This is a genomic window from Clostridium chrysemydis (assembly GCF_015234215.1).
In the GTDB taxonomy this organism is placed as follows: Bacteria; Bacillota; Clostridia; order Clostridiales; family Clostridiaceae; genus Clostridium; species Clostridium chrysemydis.
Genome location: NZ_JADEKP010000001.1, coordinates 521,213 through 544,026, shown reverse-complemented (window position 1 = coordinate 544,026; position 22,814 = coordinate 521,213). Strand labels below are relative to the sequence as shown.

The 22,814-nt window shown below is 27.4% G+C and carries 24 protein-coding genes and 1 other RNA gene; 3 read left to right on the top strand and 22 right to left on the bottom strand.

Features of this window, described 5'->3' with window-relative positions:
• Window positions 1-13: 13 nt before the first annotated feature.
• The 6 genes from INR60_RS02695 to INR60_RS02670 all read right to left on the bottom strand — a co-directional run bounded on the left by INR60_RS02695 (window position 14) and on the right by INR60_RS02670 (window position 6,750).
• Entirely contained in the window at window positions 14-1,810 is a 1,797-nt protein-coding gene (locus INR60_RS02695) for an FUSC family protein (protein WP_194189931.1), read from the bottom strand.
• A 62-nt stretch (window positions 1,811-1,872) separates the two neighbouring features.
• Window positions 1,873-3,645 carry an oleate hydratase gene (locus INR60_RS02690; protein WP_194189930.1) on the bottom strand — a complete coding sequence of 591 codons (1,773 nt, stop codon included), beginning with the start codon at window positions 3,643-3,645 and terminating at the stop codon, window positions 1,873-1,875.
• Window positions 3,646-3,779: 134 nt separating this feature from the next.
• Window positions 3,780-4,013 carry a phage holin family protein gene (locus INR60_RS02685; protein ID WP_194189929.1) on the bottom strand — a complete coding sequence of 78 codons (234 nt, stop codon included), beginning with the start codon at window positions 4,011-4,013 and terminating at the stop codon, window positions 3,780-3,782.
• 128 nt (window positions 4,014-4,141) lie between these two features.
• Complete coding sequence (locus tag INR60_RS02680) at window positions 4,142-5,527, bottom strand: aminopeptidase (protein ID WP_194189928.1); 1,386 nt, start codon at window positions 5,525-5,527, stop codon at window positions 4,142-4,144.
• Between the two features lie 79 nt (window positions 5,528-5,606).
• Complete coding sequence (hprK, locus tag INR60_RS02675) at window positions 5,607-6,524, bottom strand: HPr(Ser) kinase/phosphatase (RefSeq protein ID WP_194189927.1); 918 nt, start codon at window positions 6,522-6,524, stop codon at window positions 5,607-5,609.
• A 19-nt stretch (window positions 6,525-6,543) separates the two neighbouring features.
• Entirely contained in the window at window positions 6,544-6,750 is a 207-nt protein-coding gene (locus INR60_RS02670; protein ID WP_207729520.1) for a DUF896 domain-containing protein, read from the bottom strand.
• 289 nt (window positions 6,751-7,039) lie between these two features.
• Between INR60_RS02670 and INR60_RS02665 the strand changes: the two genes are divergently transcribed.
• A complete protein-coding gene (locus INR60_RS02665) occupies window positions 7,040-7,246 on the top strand; it encodes a hypothetical protein (protein ID WP_194189926.1) in 207 nt (68 codons plus the stop codon).
• A 121-nt stretch (window positions 7,247-7,367) separates the two neighbouring features.
• Here the strand turns inward: INR60_RS02665 and ssrS are convergent.
• From ssrS to INR60_RS02630, 7 genes are all read right to left on the bottom strand, one after another.
• Window positions 7,368-7,562: non-coding RNA, 6S RNA (gene ssrS, locus INR60_RS02660), on the bottom strand.
• A gap of 51 nt (window positions 7,563-7,613) precedes the next feature.
• On the bottom strand, window positions 7,614-8,009 hold the full coding sequence (locus tag INR60_RS02655; protein ID WP_194189925.1) for a hypothetical protein: 396 nt from the start codon (window positions 8,007-8,009) through the stop codon (window positions 7,614-7,616).
• A gap of 25 nt (window positions 8,010-8,034) precedes the next feature.
• A complete protein-coding gene (locus INR60_RS02650; RefSeq protein WP_194189924.1) occupies window positions 8,035-8,283 on the bottom strand; it encodes a DUF1292 domain-containing protein in 249 nt (82 codons plus the stop codon).
• A gap of 110 nt (window positions 8,284-8,393) precedes the next feature.
• On the bottom strand, window positions 8,394-10,685 hold the full coding sequence (gene helD / locus INR60_RS02645; RefSeq protein WP_194189923.1) for an RNA polymerase recycling motor HelD: 2,292 nt from the start codon (window positions 10,683-10,685) through the stop codon (window positions 8,394-8,396).
• A 126-nt stretch (window positions 10,686-10,811) separates the two neighbouring features.
• Window positions 10,812-12,107, bottom strand: a complete 1,296-nt coding sequence (locus INR60_RS02640; protein ID WP_194189922.1) for a GNAT family N-acetyltransferase — start codon at window positions 12,105-12,107, stop codon at window positions 10,812-10,814.
• A gap of 12 nt (window positions 12,108-12,119) precedes the next feature.
• Window positions 12,120-13,766 (bottom strand): MutS-related protein, encoded by a 1,647-nt coding sequence (locus INR60_RS02635; protein WP_194189921.1) that lies wholly within the window; start codon window positions 13,764-13,766, stop codon window positions 12,120-12,122.
• 85 nt (window positions 13,767-13,851) lie between these two features.
• Window positions 13,852-14,250 carry a methyltransferase domain-containing protein gene (locus INR60_RS02630; RefSeq protein WP_194189920.1) on the bottom strand — a complete coding sequence of 133 codons (399 nt, stop codon included), beginning with the start codon at window positions 14,248-14,250 and terminating at the stop codon, window positions 13,852-13,854.
• A gap of 136 nt (window positions 14,251-14,386) precedes the next feature.
• Between INR60_RS02630 and INR60_RS02625 the strand changes: the two genes are divergently transcribed.
• Window positions 14,387-14,902 (top strand): GNAT family N-acetyltransferase, encoded by a 516-nt coding sequence (locus INR60_RS02625; RefSeq protein ID WP_194189919.1) that lies wholly within the window; start codon window positions 14,387-14,389, stop codon window positions 14,900-14,902.
• A gap of 31 nt (window positions 14,903-14,933) precedes the next feature.
• Here the strand turns inward: INR60_RS02625 and INR60_RS02620 are convergent, their stop codons facing one another.
• Window positions 14,934-16,340 carry an APC family permease gene (locus INR60_RS02620; protein WP_194189918.1) on the bottom strand — a complete coding sequence of 469 codons (1,407 nt, stop codon included), beginning with the start codon at window positions 16,338-16,340 and terminating at the stop codon, window positions 14,934-14,936.
• 186 nt (window positions 16,341-16,526) lie between these two features.
• Between INR60_RS02620 and INR60_RS02615 the strand changes: the two genes are divergently transcribed.
• Window positions 16,527-16,964: a GNAT family N-acetyltransferase gene (locus INR60_RS02615; RefSeq protein WP_194189917.1), complete on the top strand. Its 438-nt coding sequence runs from the start codon at window positions 16,527-16,529 to the stop codon at window positions 16,962-16,964.
• 43 nt (window positions 16,965-17,007) lie between these two features.
• Here INR60_RS02615 and INR60_RS02610 read toward each other — a convergent pair whose 3' ends face one another.
• The 8 genes from INR60_RS02610 to INR60_RS02575 all read right to left on the bottom strand — a co-directional run bounded on the left by INR60_RS02610 (window position 17,008) and on the right by INR60_RS02575 (window position 22,813).
• Window positions 17,008-17,385 (bottom strand): HsmA family protein, encoded by a 378-nt coding sequence (locus INR60_RS02610; RefSeq protein ID WP_194189916.1) that lies wholly within the window; start codon window positions 17,383-17,385, stop codon window positions 17,008-17,010.
• A 17-nt stretch (window positions 17,386-17,402) separates the two neighbouring features.
• Window positions 17,403-17,828: a MarR family winged helix-turn-helix transcriptional regulator gene (locus INR60_RS02605; RefSeq protein ID WP_194189915.1), complete on the bottom strand. Its 426-nt coding sequence runs from the start codon at window positions 17,826-17,828 to the stop codon at window positions 17,403-17,405.
• 178 nt (window positions 17,829-18,006) lie between these two features.
• Window positions 18,007-18,621: an alpha/beta hydrolase gene (locus tag INR60_RS02600; protein ID WP_194189914.1), complete on the bottom strand. Its 615-nt coding sequence runs from the start codon at window positions 18,619-18,621 to the stop codon at window positions 18,007-18,009.
• Window positions 18,622-18,636: 15 nt separating this feature from the next.
• Window positions 18,637-19,500: an NAD(P)/FAD-dependent oxidoreductase gene (locus INR60_RS02595; protein WP_194189913.1), complete on the bottom strand. Its 864-nt coding sequence runs from the start codon at window positions 19,498-19,500 to the stop codon at window positions 18,637-18,639.
• A 3-nt stretch (window positions 19,501-19,503) separates the two neighbouring features.
• Window positions 19,504-20,931, bottom strand: a complete 1,428-nt coding sequence (locus tag INR60_RS02590; RefSeq protein ID WP_194189912.1) for an NAD(P)/FAD-dependent oxidoreductase — start codon at window positions 20,929-20,931, stop codon at window positions 19,504-19,506.
• Window positions 20,932-20,948: 17 nt separating this feature from the next.
• On the bottom strand, window positions 20,949-21,770 hold the full coding sequence (locus INR60_RS02585; RefSeq protein ID WP_194189911.1) for a Cof-type HAD-IIB family hydrolase: 822 nt from the start codon (window positions 21,768-21,770) through the stop codon (window positions 20,949-20,951).
• Window positions 21,771-21,922: 152 nt separating this feature from the next.
• On the bottom strand, window positions 21,923-22,135 hold the full coding sequence (locus INR60_RS02580) for a hypothetical protein (protein ID WP_194189910.1): 213 nt from the start codon (window positions 22,133-22,135) through the stop codon (window positions 21,923-21,925).
• A gap of 246 nt (window positions 22,136-22,381) precedes the next feature.
• The gene (locus tag INR60_RS02575; RefSeq protein WP_194189909.1) at window positions 22,382-22,813 is read right to left on the bottom strand and encodes an MOSC domain-containing protein; all 432 of its coding nucleotides are present in this window, start codon (window positions 22,811-22,813) and stop codon (window positions 22,382-22,384) included.
• Between the last annotated feature and the right edge of the window lies 1 nt (window position 22,814).

Genomic DNA, 22,814 nt, shown 5'->3' with positions numbered 1-22,814 from the left:
TCTCCCATAACTTTTATATTTCTTCTACCTTTAATTTTGCAATCTTATATATATCTTCTTCTATTTCTTTAACTAGTATATTTTTAAAATAATCATCTTTATCTATATTTTTTATCTTATTTAATCTAAACAAGAAAGCTTCATTTACAGATATTCTAGTATGACATAGTTTAAATACTTTATATTTTCTGCTTCCCTTTGTTATATTATTTAAATAATCAATCATTAAGGTATTATCTAACATAATATCTCTTATTTCTTTAGTTTCTTTTAAATCCTCTTTCTTTAACAGATTAAATAATAACTCATCATTTTTTCTTATCCTATTTAAAACCTTTTTAAATTCATTGCTAAACTTATAAGGTTTAATAATGGCAGTAGATATTAGACCAAGTAGCACACCAATCACTACAAAAAATATTTTATTATAAATAACTACCATAGACGGATTATTTAATTCACTTATTCCTATCGAAATTATAGTTGAAAATGTCATCATCTTATCGTAATCTTTCATAAGAGTTAATAAGTATATAGCTAAAACTATTATTAAAATTTTTCCCTCTTTAACTTCTAAAAATTTATATAAAACTACATATAATAAAGACCCAAAAATAGTTCCTTTGATTTTCATAAAAGATTTGAACAATGTATTTTTAGAATCAACTTGAATTACAGCAAATGCTGATAATACTAAACACACTGTAGAGCCATTATTTAAAATAGTTCCTATAAAATATGTTATAGTTATTGCAAGAGTCATTCTTAAATTAAAGTAAAAGCTCTCATTTTTCTCTTTATAAAAGTTATTAACTCTATTTTTTATCTTTTCAAAATTAAAAATATCAGAGAAAGCCATTTTAAATGAAGTTCTTTTGCTATCAGTTATAAAAATATATTTATCTATAGTTATCTTTATAAATTGAATAATTCCACTAAGAATTTTTTTATCATACACATCAGTATCACTTAATTCATCATTTATATTGTTTAATTGATGAATACATTCTTCCATGCTAATTTTTTTATTTAAGTACTTAGATAATACTTCTAAAACATCATTTACATTTCCCATAAACTTATCTACACTTATGCAAACCTTTTTATCGTAATTTATTTTTTGAAGCATCATATTTATCTTTTCTACAACTGTTATAAAATCCATAATACATTTATCTTTTTGAGTTAATGAATTTTCCCGAGCTCTTGTATTATTTATTAAATTATTTAAATGACCTATTTTCCCATCTAATTTTTCATTTAAATCTTTAATATCTCCATCTGTTTTAATATCTTCTATTTTTTTAATCATTATATTTATAATATCTTTTAGAATATTAAGCTTAATATCCTTATAGCTTGTCTTAAATACATATAACTTCGTAAATATAATAAATCCTACACAAAATACTACTCCAAGAAGTCTAACTGGAAATCCGTTTACACTTGTTTTAAAGATTAACATATAAACATAGACCACTATAAACGTATTATAATATCCCTTATCTAAAGTACATAAATTTAAAGCACCAATAAAGAAAATAGTTATTAAATTTATAAAAATACTCAAATAAACATTTATGCTTGCTATTTCTGCCATAACTGTAATTATTAAAAATCCAGACATAAGCTTAATCAATTCACTTTTAGGCGAAATTGTAAAATCATCCTTTGATAATTTTGATATTGAAAGAATTGCAACTATTGAAAGTGCCACATTTTGCATCCCAAAGAACAGGTATGTAATCCCTATTACTAAAAGATACACTACAGTTAAAAATGCACTTCTTAAATACTTATTATTTTTCATCTCTCTCCTTCTTTCTTAATTGTTTAATAAAGGCCGCATTAAAAACATGCGACCTTTAATCCTTATTTTCTATAAGCTGTCAAAACAGCCTTTTTAAGAACTTTAGGATCCTTTTTATATTCAGTCACAGGACAAATATCTTTTAAATCTAGTCCTAATAATTTGTAAACAGCAGTTCTAGCTGCACGAACTGAATACTCCTCTGTAAATACCATATCTTCTGGAATTTCTACAAATTGACTAACTAAAGCAAAGTTTGTAGAACCATCAGGTACAACTTTAGGTCTATCACTGTATTTACGAGGTTCAAATTGTGAATCTATATATGGCATCATACAAGGTATAACATTTATAACACTATCCATTATTTCATCCATATGTTCTTCAAGATGTAAATGATAAATTAATTCTTCAAGCATTTCTCTACCTGTGCAATTTCTCATAGGTTTTTTAACGTAATCACCTAATTTATCTGTGTATAAACCATATCCCCAGAATATTGTAGTATCCATAGGTTGGTTTATGAAGTGTGGTTGAGCTGCTACAACTATACTCATTAACCAATTAGAATCTTTAAATGTCATTAAAGCTCCACTTCCTGGGATATTGCCTGAGAACTTTTCTATAAGTTTTAGCATTTTATCACCTTTCATAGTAACAGTAAAGCTTTCCCAGTTAGTTTCTTCTGGATGATTAAAAAATGGTTCCGGATTACCTAATCCTTTTTTCTTTTTACTTATCTTTCTCCAAAGGTCAGCTGAAATAGGGTTATCAGGATTATAGCTAGCTGGGGTATCTAAATCTCCAAGTGTAGCTGAATCTGTCATACAACCATTTGTAACAATACAGATATCTCTATCTCTTAAATCTATAATCTTTTCTTCTCCATCTTCTTTAATGTGTATTTTAGAAACTGTAATTCCATCTCCTTCTTTAAAATCAATATCAGTTACTACTGTATTTACTCTAAAGTCTACAGAAAACATATCTAAATGTGCTTTAAGTGGTCTTATTAACGAATCGTATTGGTTGTAAGGTGACCTTGTTACCCCTTCTAAAGTTTCTATTCTAGAGAACTCTAAAATCATACGTCCCATATATCTTCTAAATTCAAAAAGACTAGACCATTTTTGGAATGCGAATGTTGTTTGCCACATATACCAAAAATTAGTTTGGAAGAAATGAGGCATATCTTTAAAGTAATCTTCTATTGTTAAGCCATCTAATTTCTTTTCATCCATCATCATTAATTTTCCAAGTGCTAATCTTTCTTTATTATTAAATCCCATAGATCTAACGTTTAATATATTTCCGTCTTTATCAACTAAACGTGCTTGTGCGTGAGTTGGGTGAAGGTGATCAAAATTTAATATTTCTTCTGTAACACTCATACCTGGCATGTCTAAAGAAGGTATACTTTTAAATAATTCCCAAAAGTTTTCATAAGTTTCTTCATTTAGCATTCTTCCGCCTCTGCAAACAAAGCCAGCTTCAGGAACTCCTATACCGTCATTACTACCTCCTAGAATATCCATTCCTTCTAGTATATGAATGTTCTCACCTTTAAAATTACAATCTCTTATTAAATAAGTAGCACCAGCTAAAGAACCAAGCCCACCACCTACAAAATAAGCATGCCTATCATCATTTCTTACAGTTTCATAGCTTTTTACTTTAGTTTTTTCTTCTTTTTCTTTAATCTTTTTTCTTGTAAGTGCTACAGCAACTGCACAAGTTCCAACAGCTCCTGCAGCTATTAAAGCTTTTTTCTTATTATTATTTACTTTTCCTTTTTTACTATTAAAAACTAAATTCTTTCTATTACATTTTTTCATAGAAATCACTACCTTTCAAACTTAATAGTTTATATATTTCTATTATACCCATTCTATTTGAAATATTTGTTAATAAATACGGGGTAAATATGTAAATTTTAAAGCCTGCAACAAATTATTGCAGGCTAAAAATATTATTCTTTATCTTTTGGTTCTTCTAAAGCTTTAACTTCGCCGTCGCCGTACCATTTACTTTCACTTGTTGGATTATTTAAAATACCTGCCATTACTAAAATAGATAGTATTGCATTTATTATTTCCTGATAATTTTCTGGTAAGATTTTCAACCCAAAGCCTTGTAAAACCATTGGAACTAAAGCTGCTATAGAAACCCATAAACCATAATTTTTAAAACGACTCATATTCATAAGGAGTTCCTCCTAATTTTTTTATACTATAATATATGAGTACTTCTTTAAAATTTCTATAACTTATTTATTAATTAGGTATAAATAAAAAACTATCCCAAAAAATTAATCTTGGGATAGTTTAAATTTTATGCTTCCTTTAAGAAAGCTACATAGCCTTTTTTAGTTTCAAATATATCAGCTTTTGAAGTGATTTCCCAAGGAGAATGCATATTTAATACAGCAACTCCACAGTCTATAACTTCCATGTTGTATTGAGCTAAGATATATGCGATAGTTCCACCGCCTCCTTGGTCAACTTTTCCAAGTTCTGCAGTTTGATAAGATACATCATATTTTTCCATATGATTTCTAAGTTCAGCTATATATTCAGCATTTGCATCATTACAACCTGATTTTCCTCTAGCGCCTGTATACTTATTAAATACTATACCTTTTCCAAAGTAAGCTGAATTTTTCTTTTCCATAACTGAAGGGTAATTCGGGTCAAATGCTGCACTTACATCTGATGATAACATTTTTGAGTTTGTTAAACATCTTCTAAGTTTTAAATCATTATACCCTTCTTTTAGTTCTATAACTTCTGCTACTATGTTTTCAAAGAATTTTGATTCCATACCAGTAGCACCGATACTTCCTACTTCTTCTTTATCTACAAGAAGGCAGCAGCAAGTTTTATCTATATTTTCTATTTCAAACATCGCCATTAACGAAGCGTATGAACAAACTCTATCGTCTTGTCCGTAAGCCATAACCATACTTCTATCTAATCCGTAATCTCTAGCACGACCAGCTGGCACTATTTCTATTTCAGCAGATAAGAAGTCCTCTTCTTCAAAATCATATTTATCTTTTAATAATTTTAAGATATTTTCTTTAACTGCATCTTTTTCTTTTCCTTTAAGAGGCATACTTCCAATTAAAACATTAAGGTCTTCACCTTCTATTACCTTAGCACCCTTTTTATCCATTTGATCTGCTGCTAAGTGAATTAAAAGATCTGAAATACCAACTACAGGGTCCTCTTCGTCTTCTCCGATTACTATATCAATTTTAGTTCCATCTTTTTTAACTACGATACCGTGAAGTGCTAAAGGTAAAGTAACCCATTGGTACTTTTTAACTCCACCGTAGTAATGAGTATCTAAAAATGCAAGTTCTGTATCTTCATATAGAGGATTTTGTTTTAAATCCAATCTAGGTGAATCTACGTGTGCACCTAATATTTTTAAACCTTTTTCTATCTTTTCTTTTCCAATGATAAATAAAGCTAAAGCTTTACCCATATTATTTGCATAAACCTTATCTCCGGCTTGTAATTTTTCACCTTTATTTATCATTTCATTTAAATCTTTATACCCATTTTTTTCAGCTATTTTAATAGCTTCAATTACACACTCTCTTTCAGTTTTGCATTTAGACATAAAATCTTTATATCCATCACAAAAATCAAAGACTTCTTTCATATCCTTTTCATCATACTTGTTCCAAGCATTATCAGTAAATCTTGCCATATTAATGACCTCCCTTTTAAGTTTAAAGTTTTATGTTATTTTAAAATATAGATGAAGCAAAAAGCCTCATCTATATAAATTAAAGTCTACTATCACTAACTTCTTTTATTCTGCTTTCAATAATATCTACTGGTGTTTCGTTAGACATTAAAGAATATCTATAGTTAACAGCTGCAGCTTCAACTATAACAGCTATATTTCTACCTGGTCTGATTGGTACAGTTAATTTTCTAACAGGAACTCCTAAAATATCCATACATTCGATATTTGTTCCTAATCTATCGTAATCCCCATCATTTTTCCAGTGTTCAAAATGCATTACTAATTTAATATTCTTTCTTTGAAGAACTGAACTTAAACCGTATAGAGCTGATACATCTATAATACCAATTCCCCTAACTTCAAGCATACCTATAGTTATTCTAGGAGATGACCCTATTAAATCTCCATCTATCTCTCTAATATCAACAGCATCATCAGTTACAAGTCTATGACCTCTTTTTATAAGTTCTAGTGCAACTTCACTTTTACCAATTCCACTTTCACCTGTAATTAAGATACCTATTCCGTAAACGTCTACCAAAACTCCATGCAATCTAGTTTCAGGTGCTAATTTATCAGACATATATATTGTCATCTTACTTATAAATTTAGTAGTAACTAAATTGCTTCTAAGCACCCAAATGTTTTTTTGCGTTGCGTATTTTATAAGTTCTTCGTGAGGTTCTAGCCCTCTAGTAATTATTAAACATTTCATATCAAAACTAAAATATTTTTTTAATCTCTTTTCTCTAAGTTCCTTTTGCATATCATCTAGGAAGCTCCATTCAGCTTTACCTATTACTTGAAGCCTTTCTGGTGCAAAATAGTTATAAAAACCTGATAATTGTAATCCAGGTCTATTTATATCACATACATTTATTACTTCTTCGTCTTTTCCAGAAACTAATACTTCAAGTTCGAAATCTTTTATAAGCTTTTTGACACTTACCGCCATACCAATCACCCTTTATATATTAATCTTTTTTTATTTCTACTTGTTCTAATTGAGCTCTTAAATTTTTCTTTACGTTATCTAAATATCTTCTTCTTAATCCATCTCTAAATATAATTTCTTCTTCTGTTAATTCTCTTTCTTTTTTTAAGGCAGAAAACTCGTTTATCTTTTCTGTTACTTCTTCTATTGTCATATTTTTTATATTATTAACATCTAAATTATTCATCATCTTAATCTCCTTAACTTTAGTTATATATTATATTTTACCTTTATTTCTTTAAGTTATCAACTAATAGAGTGCTAGAGTGCTTTAAAGTTAATTTTTTATATTTTTTGACAGCCTAAACTTTTATATTTTCCTTTTCGACAGAAAATTTTTGTTATTATGTTTTTTATAGTTTTTTATCATATCTTTTTGTCATATCTTGGAAAACGATATTGATTTACAATAAGATATATTATGTTATAAAATGACTATACAAGGTGAGAGAAATGTAGAATGTGAGGTGCGTTTGATGACAATTAAGAAATTAAAAAGAAAAATCAGTTTTCGTAAAAAACTACTAAACCTTTTAACAAGATGCTTATCCCCAACAAATAAGTTTGTTGTATATGTTTCACAAGATTTAGACAAATTTATTTCTATGCATCAAAAATTTATCTATACTAGACACAGCAGAAGAAAAGGACTAGTTAGAGCTGCAAGTAGAATCGCAGCTTAATCTTTAGTTTATAATAAGAAATTTTAGGTGTAGCAAACTATCCCACTAGTAATTGCTACATCTTTTTTAATTTAGAAAATAACAAACCCCTCTTAATAAATTAAGAGGGGTTAAAGTCATTTAAGATCCCAACATGCCGTTAGCTTATATATTCAAAACCTGCTCCTCGCAGGTGGGTCAAACTCATAATATACTTCTGCCTTCCCTTGTCAAAACTGAAGCTAAGCTTAGGGCCTGACATGAATATTACTTTTGCTAGTCCCGAATATACTATGTAGGTTGAATATGATAAGCCTTGCGCACATCTCAGGATTTCTATGCCTTTATTATATCACTTCTCTATTAGAATGCAAGGACATTTTTAAAACTAAAGGTAATCGTTTAAAAGTTCTTCTAAATCTCCTATATATTCTTCTTTAGCACAAGCTAAAACAAATCTAAGATATTTGTTTTCGTTAGCGTCTAAAGTAGAATCCTCTAATTTCCATTCTAATTCAAACTCATCCATAGCTTCTTCAACTATAGCCTCGCTATTATCTTTAGCTATATCTAGAAGGTAGGGAATATAATACTCTCTTTTCCACTCAATAGAATCTTCTTCTGCATCACTTTCTTCGTTTGCGTAAGCTCTTGCAGCTTTTAATTCATCAATATCAAAATCGTAGAAGAATTCTATCACAGAGTGATCGCTTAGAGATAATATTTCTGATACTTCTGTAAGTCCGTTTTCTTCAAGCATTATAACTATTCCTGATATATTCATTATAAACCATCCCCTCTTTTTATTATTAGTAAATTAAATTTTTATATTCTTTTTTTACAGCTAAGAATTCTTTATCATCTTCAACTATATTATATTCTTCTAAATCATTTACTTTGTCTATTCTAAATATTAAAATTTCTTCTGTATTTCCTTCTACAGGAGATAATAGTAAATATTCTTTATCCTTTTCTTCAAGATAAACTTTAGCTATTGCTTCAAAGTCAATTTTATTTCCTTCTTCATCTCTAAAAGACATTATTTCTTTTTCTTCCATTTTAAATTCTCCTTTTTTTAAATATATCTTATTATAAATATATTTTACTTCTTTTACAAACAAAATTCGGGAAATTAATAGAAATTTTCAATTAATTTCCCGATTAGTTTTTATATTAATTCAGTTATTGAGTCTCTTTTTATTATATATTCGCTATGAAGTGCTCTAGTTAAAGAAACATATAATAATCTTTGATCTAATGTACTAGATTTATCATATAATTCCTTTGTAGGATTATAAATTATAGTGCAGTCAAATTCTAACCCTTTAGTTAAAAATGATGGAATTATAGTTAAATCACTTTTAGATTCTTTTTCTTTTCCTTTAATTCTTTGGAAAGTAAATTCTTTAAGATGTTTCTTTAAAATCTTTTCAAGTTTTATTCCTTCATCATTATCCTTTGTTATTATAGAAATAACATTTTTTCCTTTAGCTTTAATTTCTCTAACTATGTTTTCTATTTCTTTTGAAACATCTAAATCTGTTTTTGCAGTTATAATTTTAGGAACATCACCATGCCTTAAAACCGGTTTTGCATCTTTAAGACCTAAATCTTGTGCTTTTAGAGAATTTCTTGCAAATTCTATTATTTCAACTGTAGATCTATAGCTTTGACTTAAACTTATAAAGGTCGATCTACCTTTAAATAATTTTTCTGTTATATCTTCCCAGGTTTTTAATCCCTTATAAAAATAAATTCCTTGAGCTAAATCTCCAACTAATGTAATAGAGTTACCTTTTGATAGTTCGTTTACTAAATAAACTTGGAAAGGGCTATAATCTTGCGCTTCGTCTACAACGATGTGTTTGAACTTTTCTTTATCATCTATTCCCTCTAAAAGAACTCTTATATAAAGAAGTGCTGCTAAATCATCTTCATCTATTAATCCGTTTTCTGTTTTTTCTTTAAAGTCATTTTTCATATATTCGCCTAATGCTTCTGGTATTTGACCATCTGTTGCGATTTCAAAAAGGTCAGGGTCTTCAAAAAATCCTGAATAAATATCCGCTGGATTTATTCCTCTCCAAGCCTTAAAGTATTCATTTAAAGCACTCTTAGCATTTTTTCTAACAGCCTCTTTTATAGTATCTCTCTCATCATAAGACTTAACTAAAGCTTTTCTTCTTTCTTCTTTGTCTTCAATCTCTAACTTGATTTCTTTTATTTTCCCTTCCCATTCTAAATCTACTTTTTGAATAACTGCCGCTGTTTTTTCTTTTATTTTTAGATTTAGATATCTCTTTATCTCATCTTTTCTTTTATTTATGGGGTAAGCTTTTAAATCTTTTAAATAAAGACGCATTATTTCTTTCCTTGAAAATAATACTATTCCTTCTATTACTATATCTTTTATATCTAAAGATCTAGATTCTAAAAGTGTTATATATCTATCTAACATTATTTTAAATGACATAGATCCTCTGACTTTTGCTGAATTAATTATAAACTTTCTTTTTAAAGGATCAGTTTCAGTCATTATTTCATTTAGTTTTTCGTCTTTATTGTATATTTTACCCTTTAATTTTGCCTTAGTCTTTACTAATTCTTCAAAGGTGCTTTGCTTAACTTCGTGAGCACCAAGACTTGGAAGAATCTCAGATATATAATCTAAGAATAATTTGTTTGGTGCAAGAACTAAAATATCCTCACTTGTCATAGTTTCTTTATATCTATAAATTAAATAAGCTAATCTATGAAGTGCTATAGTAGTTTTTCCTGAACCTGCTGAACCTTGAACGATAAGAGGAAGAGTTCTTGGCCACCTTATAATATCATTTTGCTCTTTTTGGATTGTAGCTACTACTTCTTTAAGCTTTTTCCCTCTACTTTCTTCAAGGTTAATCTTTAAGAATTCGTCTACTAACTCTTGTCCTTCTCCACCATTTATCATAATTTCATTTATACTTTCATCAAAGACTCTACTTAGTTCATACTCTTCATCAAATAAAAACTTTCTCTTTAATGATAATTCACCATCTATAATTCCAGCAGGTGCTTTATATGAAGCCTCTCCACCAGTACCGCTATAATAAAGGTCTGCAACTGGTGCTCTCCAGTCTACTACTATTTCTTCTCCATTTGAAGTACTACTTATACCGTGTTTTCCTATATATATTTTTTCTACTTCTACAGTCTTTAGCTCTCTAAAGTCTACTCTCCCAAAATAAGGAGTATTAAAAGCCTCTTCATATTTTGCGATATCTTTTATGGCAAGCTCTTTAGCTTTACCTATAGTATCTTTTTCAGAATTATATTTCCCTTTTAATGCTTTTGATAACTCATTATATTTATCCGTTACTTTTTTTACATAATCCTCTTTTGAATCTAACTCTTCTTGAATGAGATTTCTTTTTTCTTCTAAAATCCCTCTTTCTTCTTTTAATTTTTTATCTTGACTCATTTATAATACCTCTTAATTTTAATTTTACACATAATACTTTTTACCTAAAGATAAAAAGCCCTAACTATTATTATAAACATAAATAGTTAGGGTTATAAACTAAAATATCACAAATTTTAATAATTATTAATTTATTAATTTCATCTTATAAAAGGTTATTCTTTCTCCTCTTATAATTTCATATACATCAATTATCCTAAATCCTAATTTTTCGTAACATTTAATAGCCCTTTTATTAAAATCTCTAACTTCAACTACAATATCCTTATCTTTATATCTTTCTTTAGCTTTATTTATTAAATCATTCATTATAAATTTCCCGTAGCCTTTTCCGCAAAGGCTTGGTTTTATTCCTATCCCTATATAACACTCATTATTATATTCTCTAACCCTACCGTATCCTATTAGATTATCTTTTAATTTATACCCTATAAATTCTTTTTCTCTACTTTCTTTTATCCCTATAGAATATTTTTTAATTAAAGCTTCTCTGTAAGACATATTGTAAACTTTGTACTTTCCTCTATATTTCCACGTGCAGGCTTCCTTTGCCATATCTTCTTTTAAAGTTTCATCTTGTAAGAAAGATTTTTCATACCAGTAACCTAAAGTGTTTTTGACTTCAAATCCTCGCCTTTTATAAATTTCAAAAGCTCTTTTATTTTTTTCAATAACTATAAGGCTAACAGTTTTTACTCCCCTTATTTTCAAATTAACTATTGCTGTTTCAAGAAGTTCTTTTGAAAGACCTCTATTTCTATATTTTCTATCTAAGCCTATATCAAATTTCCCATTTTCCTTTTCTATATCTAAGGTTAAAAAGCCAACAGACTCTCGTCCTTTCTTAACTATAAAACTTTTATCTTTTTCTTTTAAAAGATTTGAACATTCTTCTTCACTTAAAGTGCAGCCGTGTGGCATATCATTAAAGGCAGAATTATATATTTTTATAAATTCTTTTTGATTTTTTTCGTTTAGTTCTTCTAAGTTTAATAGTTCTAAAGCTTTTAAATCATTATCTATAAGTTCCATAGCGTAAGATCTATAAGAATATTTAAACCCTAAACTTTCTAAAACACCTTTATCTTTTTCTCTAAAACAAATTAAAACTTTAACTGCACCTAGGTTTTCTATAAAATCTTCTGCATAATTTAAAGCTTCATCTATCTCTTCTTTTTTATCTGTAAAAATGCTGTCTATTATTATATAGCCTGTTTTTAATTTTTCTACTTCTTTAGTTATACAATTTAAAATTACTTTTGGAGTATCCTTAAAATTTATAAATACATTTTTAGAAAAATTATAAATCTCATCTTTATACCTTAAATCCATTTCCTCTAGTGTTATATTTTCTTTTGTATTTAAACAATCTAAAATTTTAACTTTTTCAAAATCTTCTAACCTATCATAACCCTTAATCATAAAATCACCTTTTTAAATTACTTCCCATTTATTACTTTCCATAAAATCATTTGCACTTTCATTTGCTTCTTTTATAACATTTTCATCATACCCTAAAATCTGAAGGATTTTTATAGCATTTCTAGTTTTTGTCCTTCCTTTGTTTATCTTATAATCAAATACTATTTCATCTTCTAAAATACTTTCACTAAAATGATAATTTAAATAATAATTTTTAAGGATATCTGTTAATTCTAAATCGTGTGTTGCAGCTATTACCTTGTATCCATCTTCTGCTAAAAACTTAAGTATTCTTGAAGATGCCGCAATTCTCTCAATAGTATTTGTACCTCTTAAAATTTCATCTATAAAGCAAATAATATTTTCGTTTCCTGTTTTTGCATCCATTATCCTTTTTAATGATTTAGATTCAACCATGTAATAACTTTCTTTACTTAACAAATCATCTTTTAGTGCCATAGAAGAATAAACCTTAAAGAAGTCTCCCCTATAGCTTTTTGAAAATGACATATAAAAGCTTTGAGAAAATATTATATTAAGCCCTACGGCCCTTAAAAATGTAGACTTACCAGATGCATTAGACCCTGTAATAAGTATAGAATCCTTTATCTCTAAAGAATTTAAAACTGGATTTTTTATAAGAGGATAGTAAGCATCCTCTATGCTTATTTCTTTATTTTTTATAAACTCTGGCTTAGAGATTAATTTTAGTGATTCTCTTAAAGATGATATAGCTAAAAGCGAATCTAATTCTCCTACAAACTCATAAGCCTTAAGTAGTGAACCTTCATTATTTCTTAAATTGCTACTTATTTTTTCTATTTTCAAAGCTTCTGATAAGAAAAATAGCTTTAAAACTTCATTAAAACCTATAGCTTCGGGAATTGAATTTTCTGCCTTTAAAAAGTACTGCCTCTTAGTTTTTCCAAGCTTTTTTAATTCATATTTTATATTTTTATAAGAGTCATTTATAACTGAAATATCTAAATCACATACATAATTTGCAAATTTTAAAACCTTTATTATATATTCATAATCTACAAGTCTGCAATTATTATATTTATAACTTTTTTGTGCTATATAAATATTAACTAAAAGAGAAACTATCATAAAAAGAAAAAAGATTGGCTTAAAAATAATTAAAACTCCAAAAATTATAGGAAGTTTTGATAACAAATATAAAAATTTATAATTCCATAGTTTTTTAGCTATGGAATGTTTATATATCATAACGCTATCACTTTTTCCTAAAATCCTTAACTTTATCATAATATCTTCACGTATATCTTTATTATCTTTAAAAAATTCTATTAGATTATCTCTTCTTTTAAGTTCATTTAAATCAAAACTTTGCTCCCTTAAAGTTTTATATAATATTTCATCTCCTAAAGATGTCCCTGTGTTATTTATCCCTTTAAATATCTCGTCCATATTTAAATCATTCCATGTTATATCATCAATATAAAAGTTTAATTTATCCTTTATAAAATCGAAGTATCCTTTAGTTTTGCTTAAATCTATATCGTTTAATTTAATATTTTTAAGCTTGCCATATTCTTCTCTTACTTCATTTAGATACTTCTTCTCATTATGTTCTCTTGCCCCTTTATAAGTTATAACCATCCCTAGTACTAAAATACCAATTACTAAATATGCCAAATTATCACCTCTTTTACATTTTACACTAAATTACAAAACAAAAATAGATACAAAAAAGCATACCGATAAATCAGTATGCTTAAAACTATTTTTGACAAATCAAAATATTTTCTTTAGAATCTTCTTTTATATTATCAAATATTTTTTTTGCTTCTATCTTATTTTCTTTTTTGAAATTAAGGATATAAAGGATACCTTCTTTTTTTAAGAAACTATATATCTTTTTAATATATTTCTCTCCCATAGGACAGTTATTATTAATCAAAATCGCTATATCGAAAGATTCTTTTTTAAAACTTATAGAATTATAATCATCTAAAAAATAATATACTTTATTATAATTAGAACTTTGAAAATTTATTATTTCTTGTACACTTTCAGTAACTAAATAAATTTCATAACCTTCTTTTTTTAGTTCACTTAATATATCTAAATCCTTAATACAAACCCCTAAAGCCTTTTTTTCTCTTAATAAATTAGCCATTAATTTTTAATCCTACTTACCCTCCTAAAAAATATTTCACTAATATACTATGAATTAAAAATCATTTTGCCTAATATATTGTATTTTTTTAATATAAAGATTAAACTATCTATAAATACATTCTTTAGGAGGCATTATGACTATAAGAAAAGAAACTTTAAAAGATCAAGGTAATATTTATCACTTAGTCGAGGAAGCTTTTAAAAGTGCTGATCTATCAGATGGAACTGAGCAAGATTTAGTTAATATCATAAGGCAAAGTGAAAATTATATAGAAGATTTATCAATAGTATTTGAAGAAAACTCTACCCTTTTAGGGCATATAATGCTATCTAAATTTAAAATTACAGATTCTAATAAAACTTATCCTTCACTTATTCTAGCACCACTTTCTGTAAAGCTAGAATTTAGAAATAAGAAAATAGGTTCAAAGCTTGTAAACTTCGCTTTAGATAAGGCTAAAGAACTCGGTTTTAGTTCTGTTTTTGTTTTAGGAGACCCAAAATATTATAATAAATTTGGATTTAAAGAAAGTAGATTATTTAATATAGAAAATATTAATGATATTCCACCTGAATATTCAATGTGTCTTGAATTAAATGAAGGTTCTTTAAAAAGTATTAAAGGTACAGTTGATTTTAATCTATTCTAACTTAGATTTTTATAAAAAAGATGAGCAAAAATTAATTTTGCTCATCTTTTTTAGCTTCTTTTAAGGTATCATTTTCTTTAATTATTGAATGTTTTTTACCATATAAGAAATAGCTTATTAAAATAAAACATAACACTATTATAAACACTATCCAAGTATTTAATTTTAAGTTAAACATTAAAAATAAACAACATCCTGCTCCAAGTATTGGAACAAAAGGAACAAGAGGCGTTTTAAAGCTCCTTTTTATATCTGGATATTTCTTTCTAAATACTATAACTGATATAGATACCATACCGTATACTAATAAAAAGGCTATACTTGCAAAATTTGCAAGATCTTTTAAATTGCAAAATCCTGCAAGAACTGCACCGACAAGTCCTACCGACCAAAGTGATACTATAGGAACATCCTTTTTATTTTTCTTACTAAATACTTTAGGAAGTAATCCGTCACGGCTCATAGTTGACATAATTTGAGAAGTTGCAAAGTTACTTGCAAAAATTACTGCAAGTATTCCAATAATTGTTCCTAAAGATACAATCATAGATACATTGCTTCTACCTACTAATTTTAAAGTGTAAGAAAGTGCATCTGGCACATTTAAGTTTTTATAAGATGTTATACCAGTTAAAACTAATGATACTCCAACATAAATTGCAGCACATACCGCTAAGGATGATATAAGCCCAATAGGGAGTGCCTTTTTAGGGTTTTTTACATATGGTGCTGCTGACGCAGTTGCATCAAAACCACAATATGCAAAAAAGACAGAAGCTGCACCTGTAAATACTCCGCTTGTACCATAAGGTAAAAAAGGTTCATAATTAGTTTTCTTAACGTAAAATACACCAACTAATAAAAATATAAAAATAACAACTATTTTTGTTATAACCATTGCATTATTAAATTTTTTACTATCCTTAGTACCAGCTGAAATTATAAATAAAATCATAACAACTGAAAACATTGCAGGTAGATTAACAAACCCACCTTGAGACGGAATTGCTGTTATTGCCTTTGGTAAATAAATATTAAAAACATCTAAAAAACTAGTTAAATACGCACCCCAACCCGATGCCACTGTAGCCATTGATAAAAGATATGCAATAACAATGCAAAGACCAGAAACATAGGCTAAAATTTCACCTAAAGTAACATAAGTAAAGGTATAAGACCCTCCTGAACTTGGAATGTTTGAACTTAGTTCTGAATAACATAATACTATTACCATAGCTGCTATTGCTCCAATTACAAAAGATATAGCAACTGAAGGCCCAGCTTCAGTTGCTGCAACTATACCTGTTAAAACCATAACTCCTGTCCCAATTACTGACCCTATGCTCATTAAAGTTAAATCTAAAATGCTTAATGTTTTTTCATTTTCTCCTATATGATTTAAAACACTACTCATCTTTTGAGTTCTAAATATATCCATTTTTATCACCTTCAAATCTATTTTCACTATATAATTACAGGTTAAATTATATCAAATATAGAACTTTATTTTTGTAAACTTTTATATTACTTTGTAAACAGAATCTATTGTTTTTTATCTAATTGATTGTAAATTAGGATTAGATATAGTATATTAGTCATTATAATTTATTAGAAAGGGATTTTTATGATAGTTGAAAAATTAAAAAAAGAAGATATTAAAGAACTCTTAGAACTATACAAAGAGCTTATAGATATTAAAAATAATGTATTAACTTCAAAGGAAACATATGAAAAAATGTTAAATGATGATAATTATTATCTTGCTGTTTTAAAAAAAGATAATATAATTTTAGGTTCCGCTTTAGCTGTTTCTTGCTTTAATTTAAGTATGGGTGGGAGTACTTTTGTTGTAGTTGAAGATGTTATAGTTAAAGAAAATACAAGAGGTCTTGGAGTAGGCAAAAAGCTTATGGAATCTATTGATGAATTTGCTAAATCTAAAGATGCAGCTTATTCTATTTTAGTTTCTTCAAGCTACAGAAAAAGCGCTCATAAATTTTATAATAATATAGGCTATAAAGACAGCGTTTTAGGTTTTAGGAAAATATATAAAGACATATAAAAAAAGATTTGCACTAAAATTTTAGTGCAAATCTTTTTTAGCTTTATATTACGCCCATTCCTATAAGCATTCCTAATATATATGGTACTAACCAAATTACCCAAACTACTATACTGAATTTGTGGAATTTTTCTTTTTGTTCTTCGCTTCCACTAATTAATACCTTTGTTGCCCAAAGTGCGTGGAATAACATTAATAAAATTGCAAGAGCTCCTGTAATTCCATGAAGGTTAAACTTAATTCCACCTGCTATATCCATCATAAAATGTGTACCTAAAGTATCACAAATTAAACCTAAATAGAATATTACAACGTGCCAAGTTTTAAGTTTTCCTCCTAATTTTTCTGACCAAACACCTATTGTATAAAACACAAGTGCGCTAGTTATAAATATTATTGCTTTCATTAATAATGGTGACATACTAATTCCTCCTTAAATCATTTTAATCTTTCTATCATGCTTTCTAATTTTTCTTTAATTAACGCTTTTTCTTCCTCACTAAATGGTTTAAAAACTTCATTAAAAGCTTCTCTCATAAGATTGCTTATCCTTTTAGATAGCTTACTTCCTTCTTTTGAAAACTTAATATAAGTTATTCTTTTATCTTTTGAATCTTTTTCTCTAACTACAATATTTAGCCCTTCAAGCCTGTCTACAATTCCTGAAGCTGTAGCTTTTCTAATAGACATAGCATCGCTAAGTTCTGTAATTGTAAGTAAATTTTTATGACCTATTATCCTAATTGCAGTTATTTGAGTAGGTGTAAGTCCCTCTCCCTTTAGTTTTTTAGTAATAGTGTTGTTAACTATAGAATTTAATTCTCTTAAGTATAGAGCTATTAAAAACTCATCATTTGGCTTCAAGCTCTCACCTCCAAAATAGTTAGTATGCTAACTACTTTATTATAATACTATCTTTTATTGCAAAATACAATTAATTGATTTTTAATAAATTGTGAATTCTTATTAATAATTATTATCCACTAAATCAAAATAAAAAAAAATAAGGCCTTTACAGAGTCAGCCTTATTTTTTAAGTTATTTATTTAATGAATGTTTTGATAGCTTTAATTATTTCAATTTGTATTTCAAGACTTCCTATTGGATCTTTTTCTAAATTTAGTGCATGATTTGCACCATTAAATATCATTACTTTATATTTTTTAGAATCTACTATATTTTGAAGGTTTTCTTCACTTAATAGTGGATCCTTACTTCCTGTAATAATAAGTGATCCTTCTTTAAAGCCCATCCCTACAGTTTTATCTATAGGACTTATATAGATATTTTTAATATTTATTTCTTCAATTTTTTCATTTAAGAAATCTTGAACGCAAGTACCTATACTTTTACCTATAATTATTATTTCTTTGTATTTTTTTAAATTAAGTGCATCTTTAACTAATTCTAAAGTTTCATCTGCAATTATATTAAATTCTTCTTCTACATTGAAGCCTTTTCTAGCTACTTGGAATCCATATTCGATTTCCATTAAGTCATAATTTTGACTTAGCGCAAGTTCTCCTGAATATTCTATTGTAACTCTATCTATTGTGTATGCAATCCCTGGTAAAATTACAACTAATTTATCACTTCCATTATCAATTAAATTAGGTTTTAATTGAACCTCCCAATATGAATTTAGTACATGATTCATAAGCTCATCTTCTTTCTATAAATTTAAATTGTAAACTAATGTTTTTGAATTTTTTTCTATTTCATCTATATTATTTTTAATATCTACACAATCACCAATTGCATAAATATTTTCTCTAGATGTCTTAAATACTGGATTAACTAAAATACCGCCGTTTTCTTTATTTAAAGTTACGTTACTTCTCATTCCTATTATTCCATCTGGAACTACACCAGACGCTATAATTAATGTATCGCATTTTAAATTCTTTGAATTTCCATTATCTAAAACGACCTCTTCTATACGTCCATTTCCTTTAACTGTTTTAATTCTATAATTAAATAGTATATGATTTGTTAAATCAAATACTTCTTGGTTTAACCCTAAACAAACTATTGCAGAAATATTTATATTTTTATTTTTAAGTTTATCTGATATTTTATATAAATCGATTCCTCCAAAGATAACAACATTATCTCCAATATTCACGTTTTCCATATCCAAAATCTTATCTGCCATATTAACTGTATAAATTCCTGAGCATCTATCTCCAGAAATATTTAATGCATTTTTACCTTTTTCTTTTGCACCGTTACAGATAATAATGTTTTTTGATTCTAATTTTTCTATTCCGTTTTCCATACTTGTTGCAATAACATTTTTTTCATCATCTATTGAGATAACTTGAGTGTCAAGTTTTATTTCTATATCAGTACATTCTATATTTGAAACTAGTTTTTCTATATATTCTTTGTGCTTTTTAACACCTTTTAACATTCCACCTATTTTATTATCTTTTTCAATAACTAGAACTTTTTCCATTCCTCTTTCATAAGCATTTAAAGCACAATTAAGTCCTGAAATTCCGCCACCTATAACTATTAAATCATATTTTTTCATCGACTAGTCCTCCTTAAAACCTATAACATTTGAATTTTCATTATTCTTCATTACTTTGTTTAAAGGAATACCTAACTCTCTACTAATTATTGTAGCTATAGGAATTAAACATCCAACTCCTTGACACCCACCCATAGATGCTCTTGTTCTTCTTTTAACTCCATCTACTGTTTTAGCCCCAAGCGGTCTATTTATTGCATCTACTATTTCACCTTCTGTTATAAGTTCACATTTACAAATAAGCTTTCCGTAAGCTCTATTTTCTTTTATAACTTCATTTTTTTCATCAAAAGATAATTCGTTAAATCTTAAAATACCTTTTCTCTTTCCATTAAATCTTGTATCTTCTTTTAATTCAATTTTATCTTTTAATAATTCTTTTACATAAACTGCAATAGCCGGTGCACAAGTAAGCCCTGGTGAATCTATTCCTATTACATTTATAAAATTTTTAGAATCTTTAGCTTCTTCTATTATAAAATCAGATTTTATATGAGGTCTAATCCCACTAAAAGCAGTTAAAATTCTTTTTTCTGGAATTTCGTTTATTAGTTCTAATCCTTTATCCCTAATTTCTTTTGAACCTTCTTCAGTTACTGAAAAATCGAAAATATCATCTAACTCTTTAGCATTAGGTCCAACTAAAAGATTTCCTTCTACTGTTTTAGTTACAAGTACTCCTTTAGTATCTTTTTTAGGAACAGTAAATAATGTTCTATTAGTTAACTTTCCAGAAATTTTATCTAAAAGTAAATACTCTCCCTTAACGCCTTTTACTTTTAAAACATTTTTGCTTACCATGTTATTTATTTTATCACCATAAAGTCCTGCCGCATTAATTACTATCTGAGCTTCAATTTCTTCTCCGCTTTTTAGTTTAACTCTATAAAACTCATTTACTTTTTCTATTCCAACAACTTCTGAGTTTAATTTAAACTTAGCACCGTTTAAAGCTGCATTTTCAGCAAGGGCAATCGTCATTTCATATGGACTAACTATACCTGATGTTTTAGCGTATAATGCACCTTTAACATCTTCTTTAATATTTTTTTCTAAATTTAAAGTATCTTCTTTATCTAAAATACTTAAATCTTTAATTCCAAGTTCTTCTCCGTTTTTCTTTAAGTTTTCTAAAGCGAACATATCGCCTTCACTAAACCCTAAAACTAAAGCTCCATTTCTCTCAAATTTAAAATCTAAATCCTTTGATAAGGAATCGAACATATCGTTTCCTTCTCTATTAAGCTTTCCTTTTAAAGTTCCAATCTTTTCATTAAAACCAGCATGTACAATACCACTATTAGCTTTTGTAACACCTTCTGCTATATCACTGTCTTTTTCCAAAACGGTTATATCTAATTCGTACTTTGATAATTCTCTTGCTATTGCTGAACCTACAACTCCAGCACCTATTATTAATACATCAGTCATTATTAATCCCCCTCATCTTAAATAAATGTTTCTATCGCTTTACTTACTCCATCGTTTATATTTGTATCAGTAATAAAATCTGCTACGCGTTTTACATCTTCTGTTCCATTTCCCATAGCTACACCAACACCTGCGCATTTAATCATAGAAATATCATTTTCACTATCACCTATACACATAACATCTTTTAAATCAATTTTAAGATACTTTGCTAATTTTTTTACAGCCTCACCTTTACTTGAACCTATATTCATTATTTCAAAGTTATCAGGCCAAGAAGAAACAACTTCTTTTTCTATATCAGAGCTTTCTATAATAGTTCTAGCTTCTAAAACTTTTTCCATATTATTTTTATCAGCGCAAACTCCTTTTAGTAATTCATCACCGTATTTATCTAATATTTCCTCAATATCATCAATAACTATTAGTTCTATTTGTTTATCTTTTTCTAATTCTTTATTTATTATTTTATATACGTGAGTTTCTGGTAGCTCCTTCTTTGATATTATACCAAATTCAGTTGTAAAATAAGGATTTAGCCCACATTTTACAGAAACTTCAAAAAATTCTCTAGCCATTTCTTTTGTTAACGGGTTCTTATAAATTGTTTCCCCATTTGAATCACCGATGTATGCTCCATTTAATGCAATAATAGGTGTTCTAAGCCCTATCTCATCTGCGTAAAGTTTAGCTGATCTGTATACTCTCCCTGTAGTTATAGCAACTATAATATCGTTATTTATAGCTTTATCTATAGCTTCTAAATTTTTCTTTGATATTATCTTTTGGTCTTTTAGTAAAGTTCCATCCATATCTGTACAAATAAGTTTTATACTCATTTTTTTGCATCTCCCTTACTTTTTATCTTCCTTAATTAGAATACTACTATCTTATCGATAATAAAAATACTATTTACTTATTTAAATAATAGGTAATAACTTATTTACAAATAAGTTAAATTTATAATATTTAAAAAGAGAATCATATAAAACTATGATTCTCTACTTAAATTTATTAAGCTAATAATTTTTGCTACTAAAAAAATCGCTACGATACCTATCCACATTGAAATTGCACTTTTCATGATTCGTAGTACAAAATGAATTGAATCATCTTGCATGATTGAATTTACTATAAATACTATTAACAGTGCTATAACAATATAGAATTTTTTATTTTTTGAAAGTTTTTTGGAATTTTCCATAAGTTTCTCTCCTTTATTCCTTAAACACTCTCATTTCAAATTTTACATCTAAAACTTAAAATTAAGTTTGTAGCTTACTTAATTTTAAGTTATTAGTGGTTTCATAACTTCATTTTGACTTTTATTTAATATATGATATCATAATTTTTTTTAAAATTTAATTCTATTTTTTATATTTAACTTTTTTAATTTTTTGTTCATTTTTAATTTGTTTAGTTTATATTGATTTTGTTTTATAACTAATAATTACATTATTTCTACTTTATCATCAATTTTTACTTGTCCAGAGCTTAATACTTTACTAAAAACTCCATGAATAGGCATTATACATTTCCCAACTCTATGGAATATTTCACATTCGTTGTGGCACTTTTTACCTATTTGAGTTATCTCTACTATAGCCTCTTCACCTATTTTCAGTTTAGTTCCTATAGGAAGTTTATCAACTTCAATTCCTTCTATTACAAAGTTTTCACCGAAATCACCAAACTTTACGTTCCCTCCGGCTTTATTAAAATCTTCTATCTTTTTATATTCTAAAAGGCTTACCTGACGATGCCAGTTACCACCGTGTGCATCCCCCTCTAAACCGAAATTCTCTATTAAATTAATGCTTGGAATTTCTGTTTTAGCAGTTCCCTTTCTTTCGCTTTTGCATATTGCCTTTATCTTTCCCATA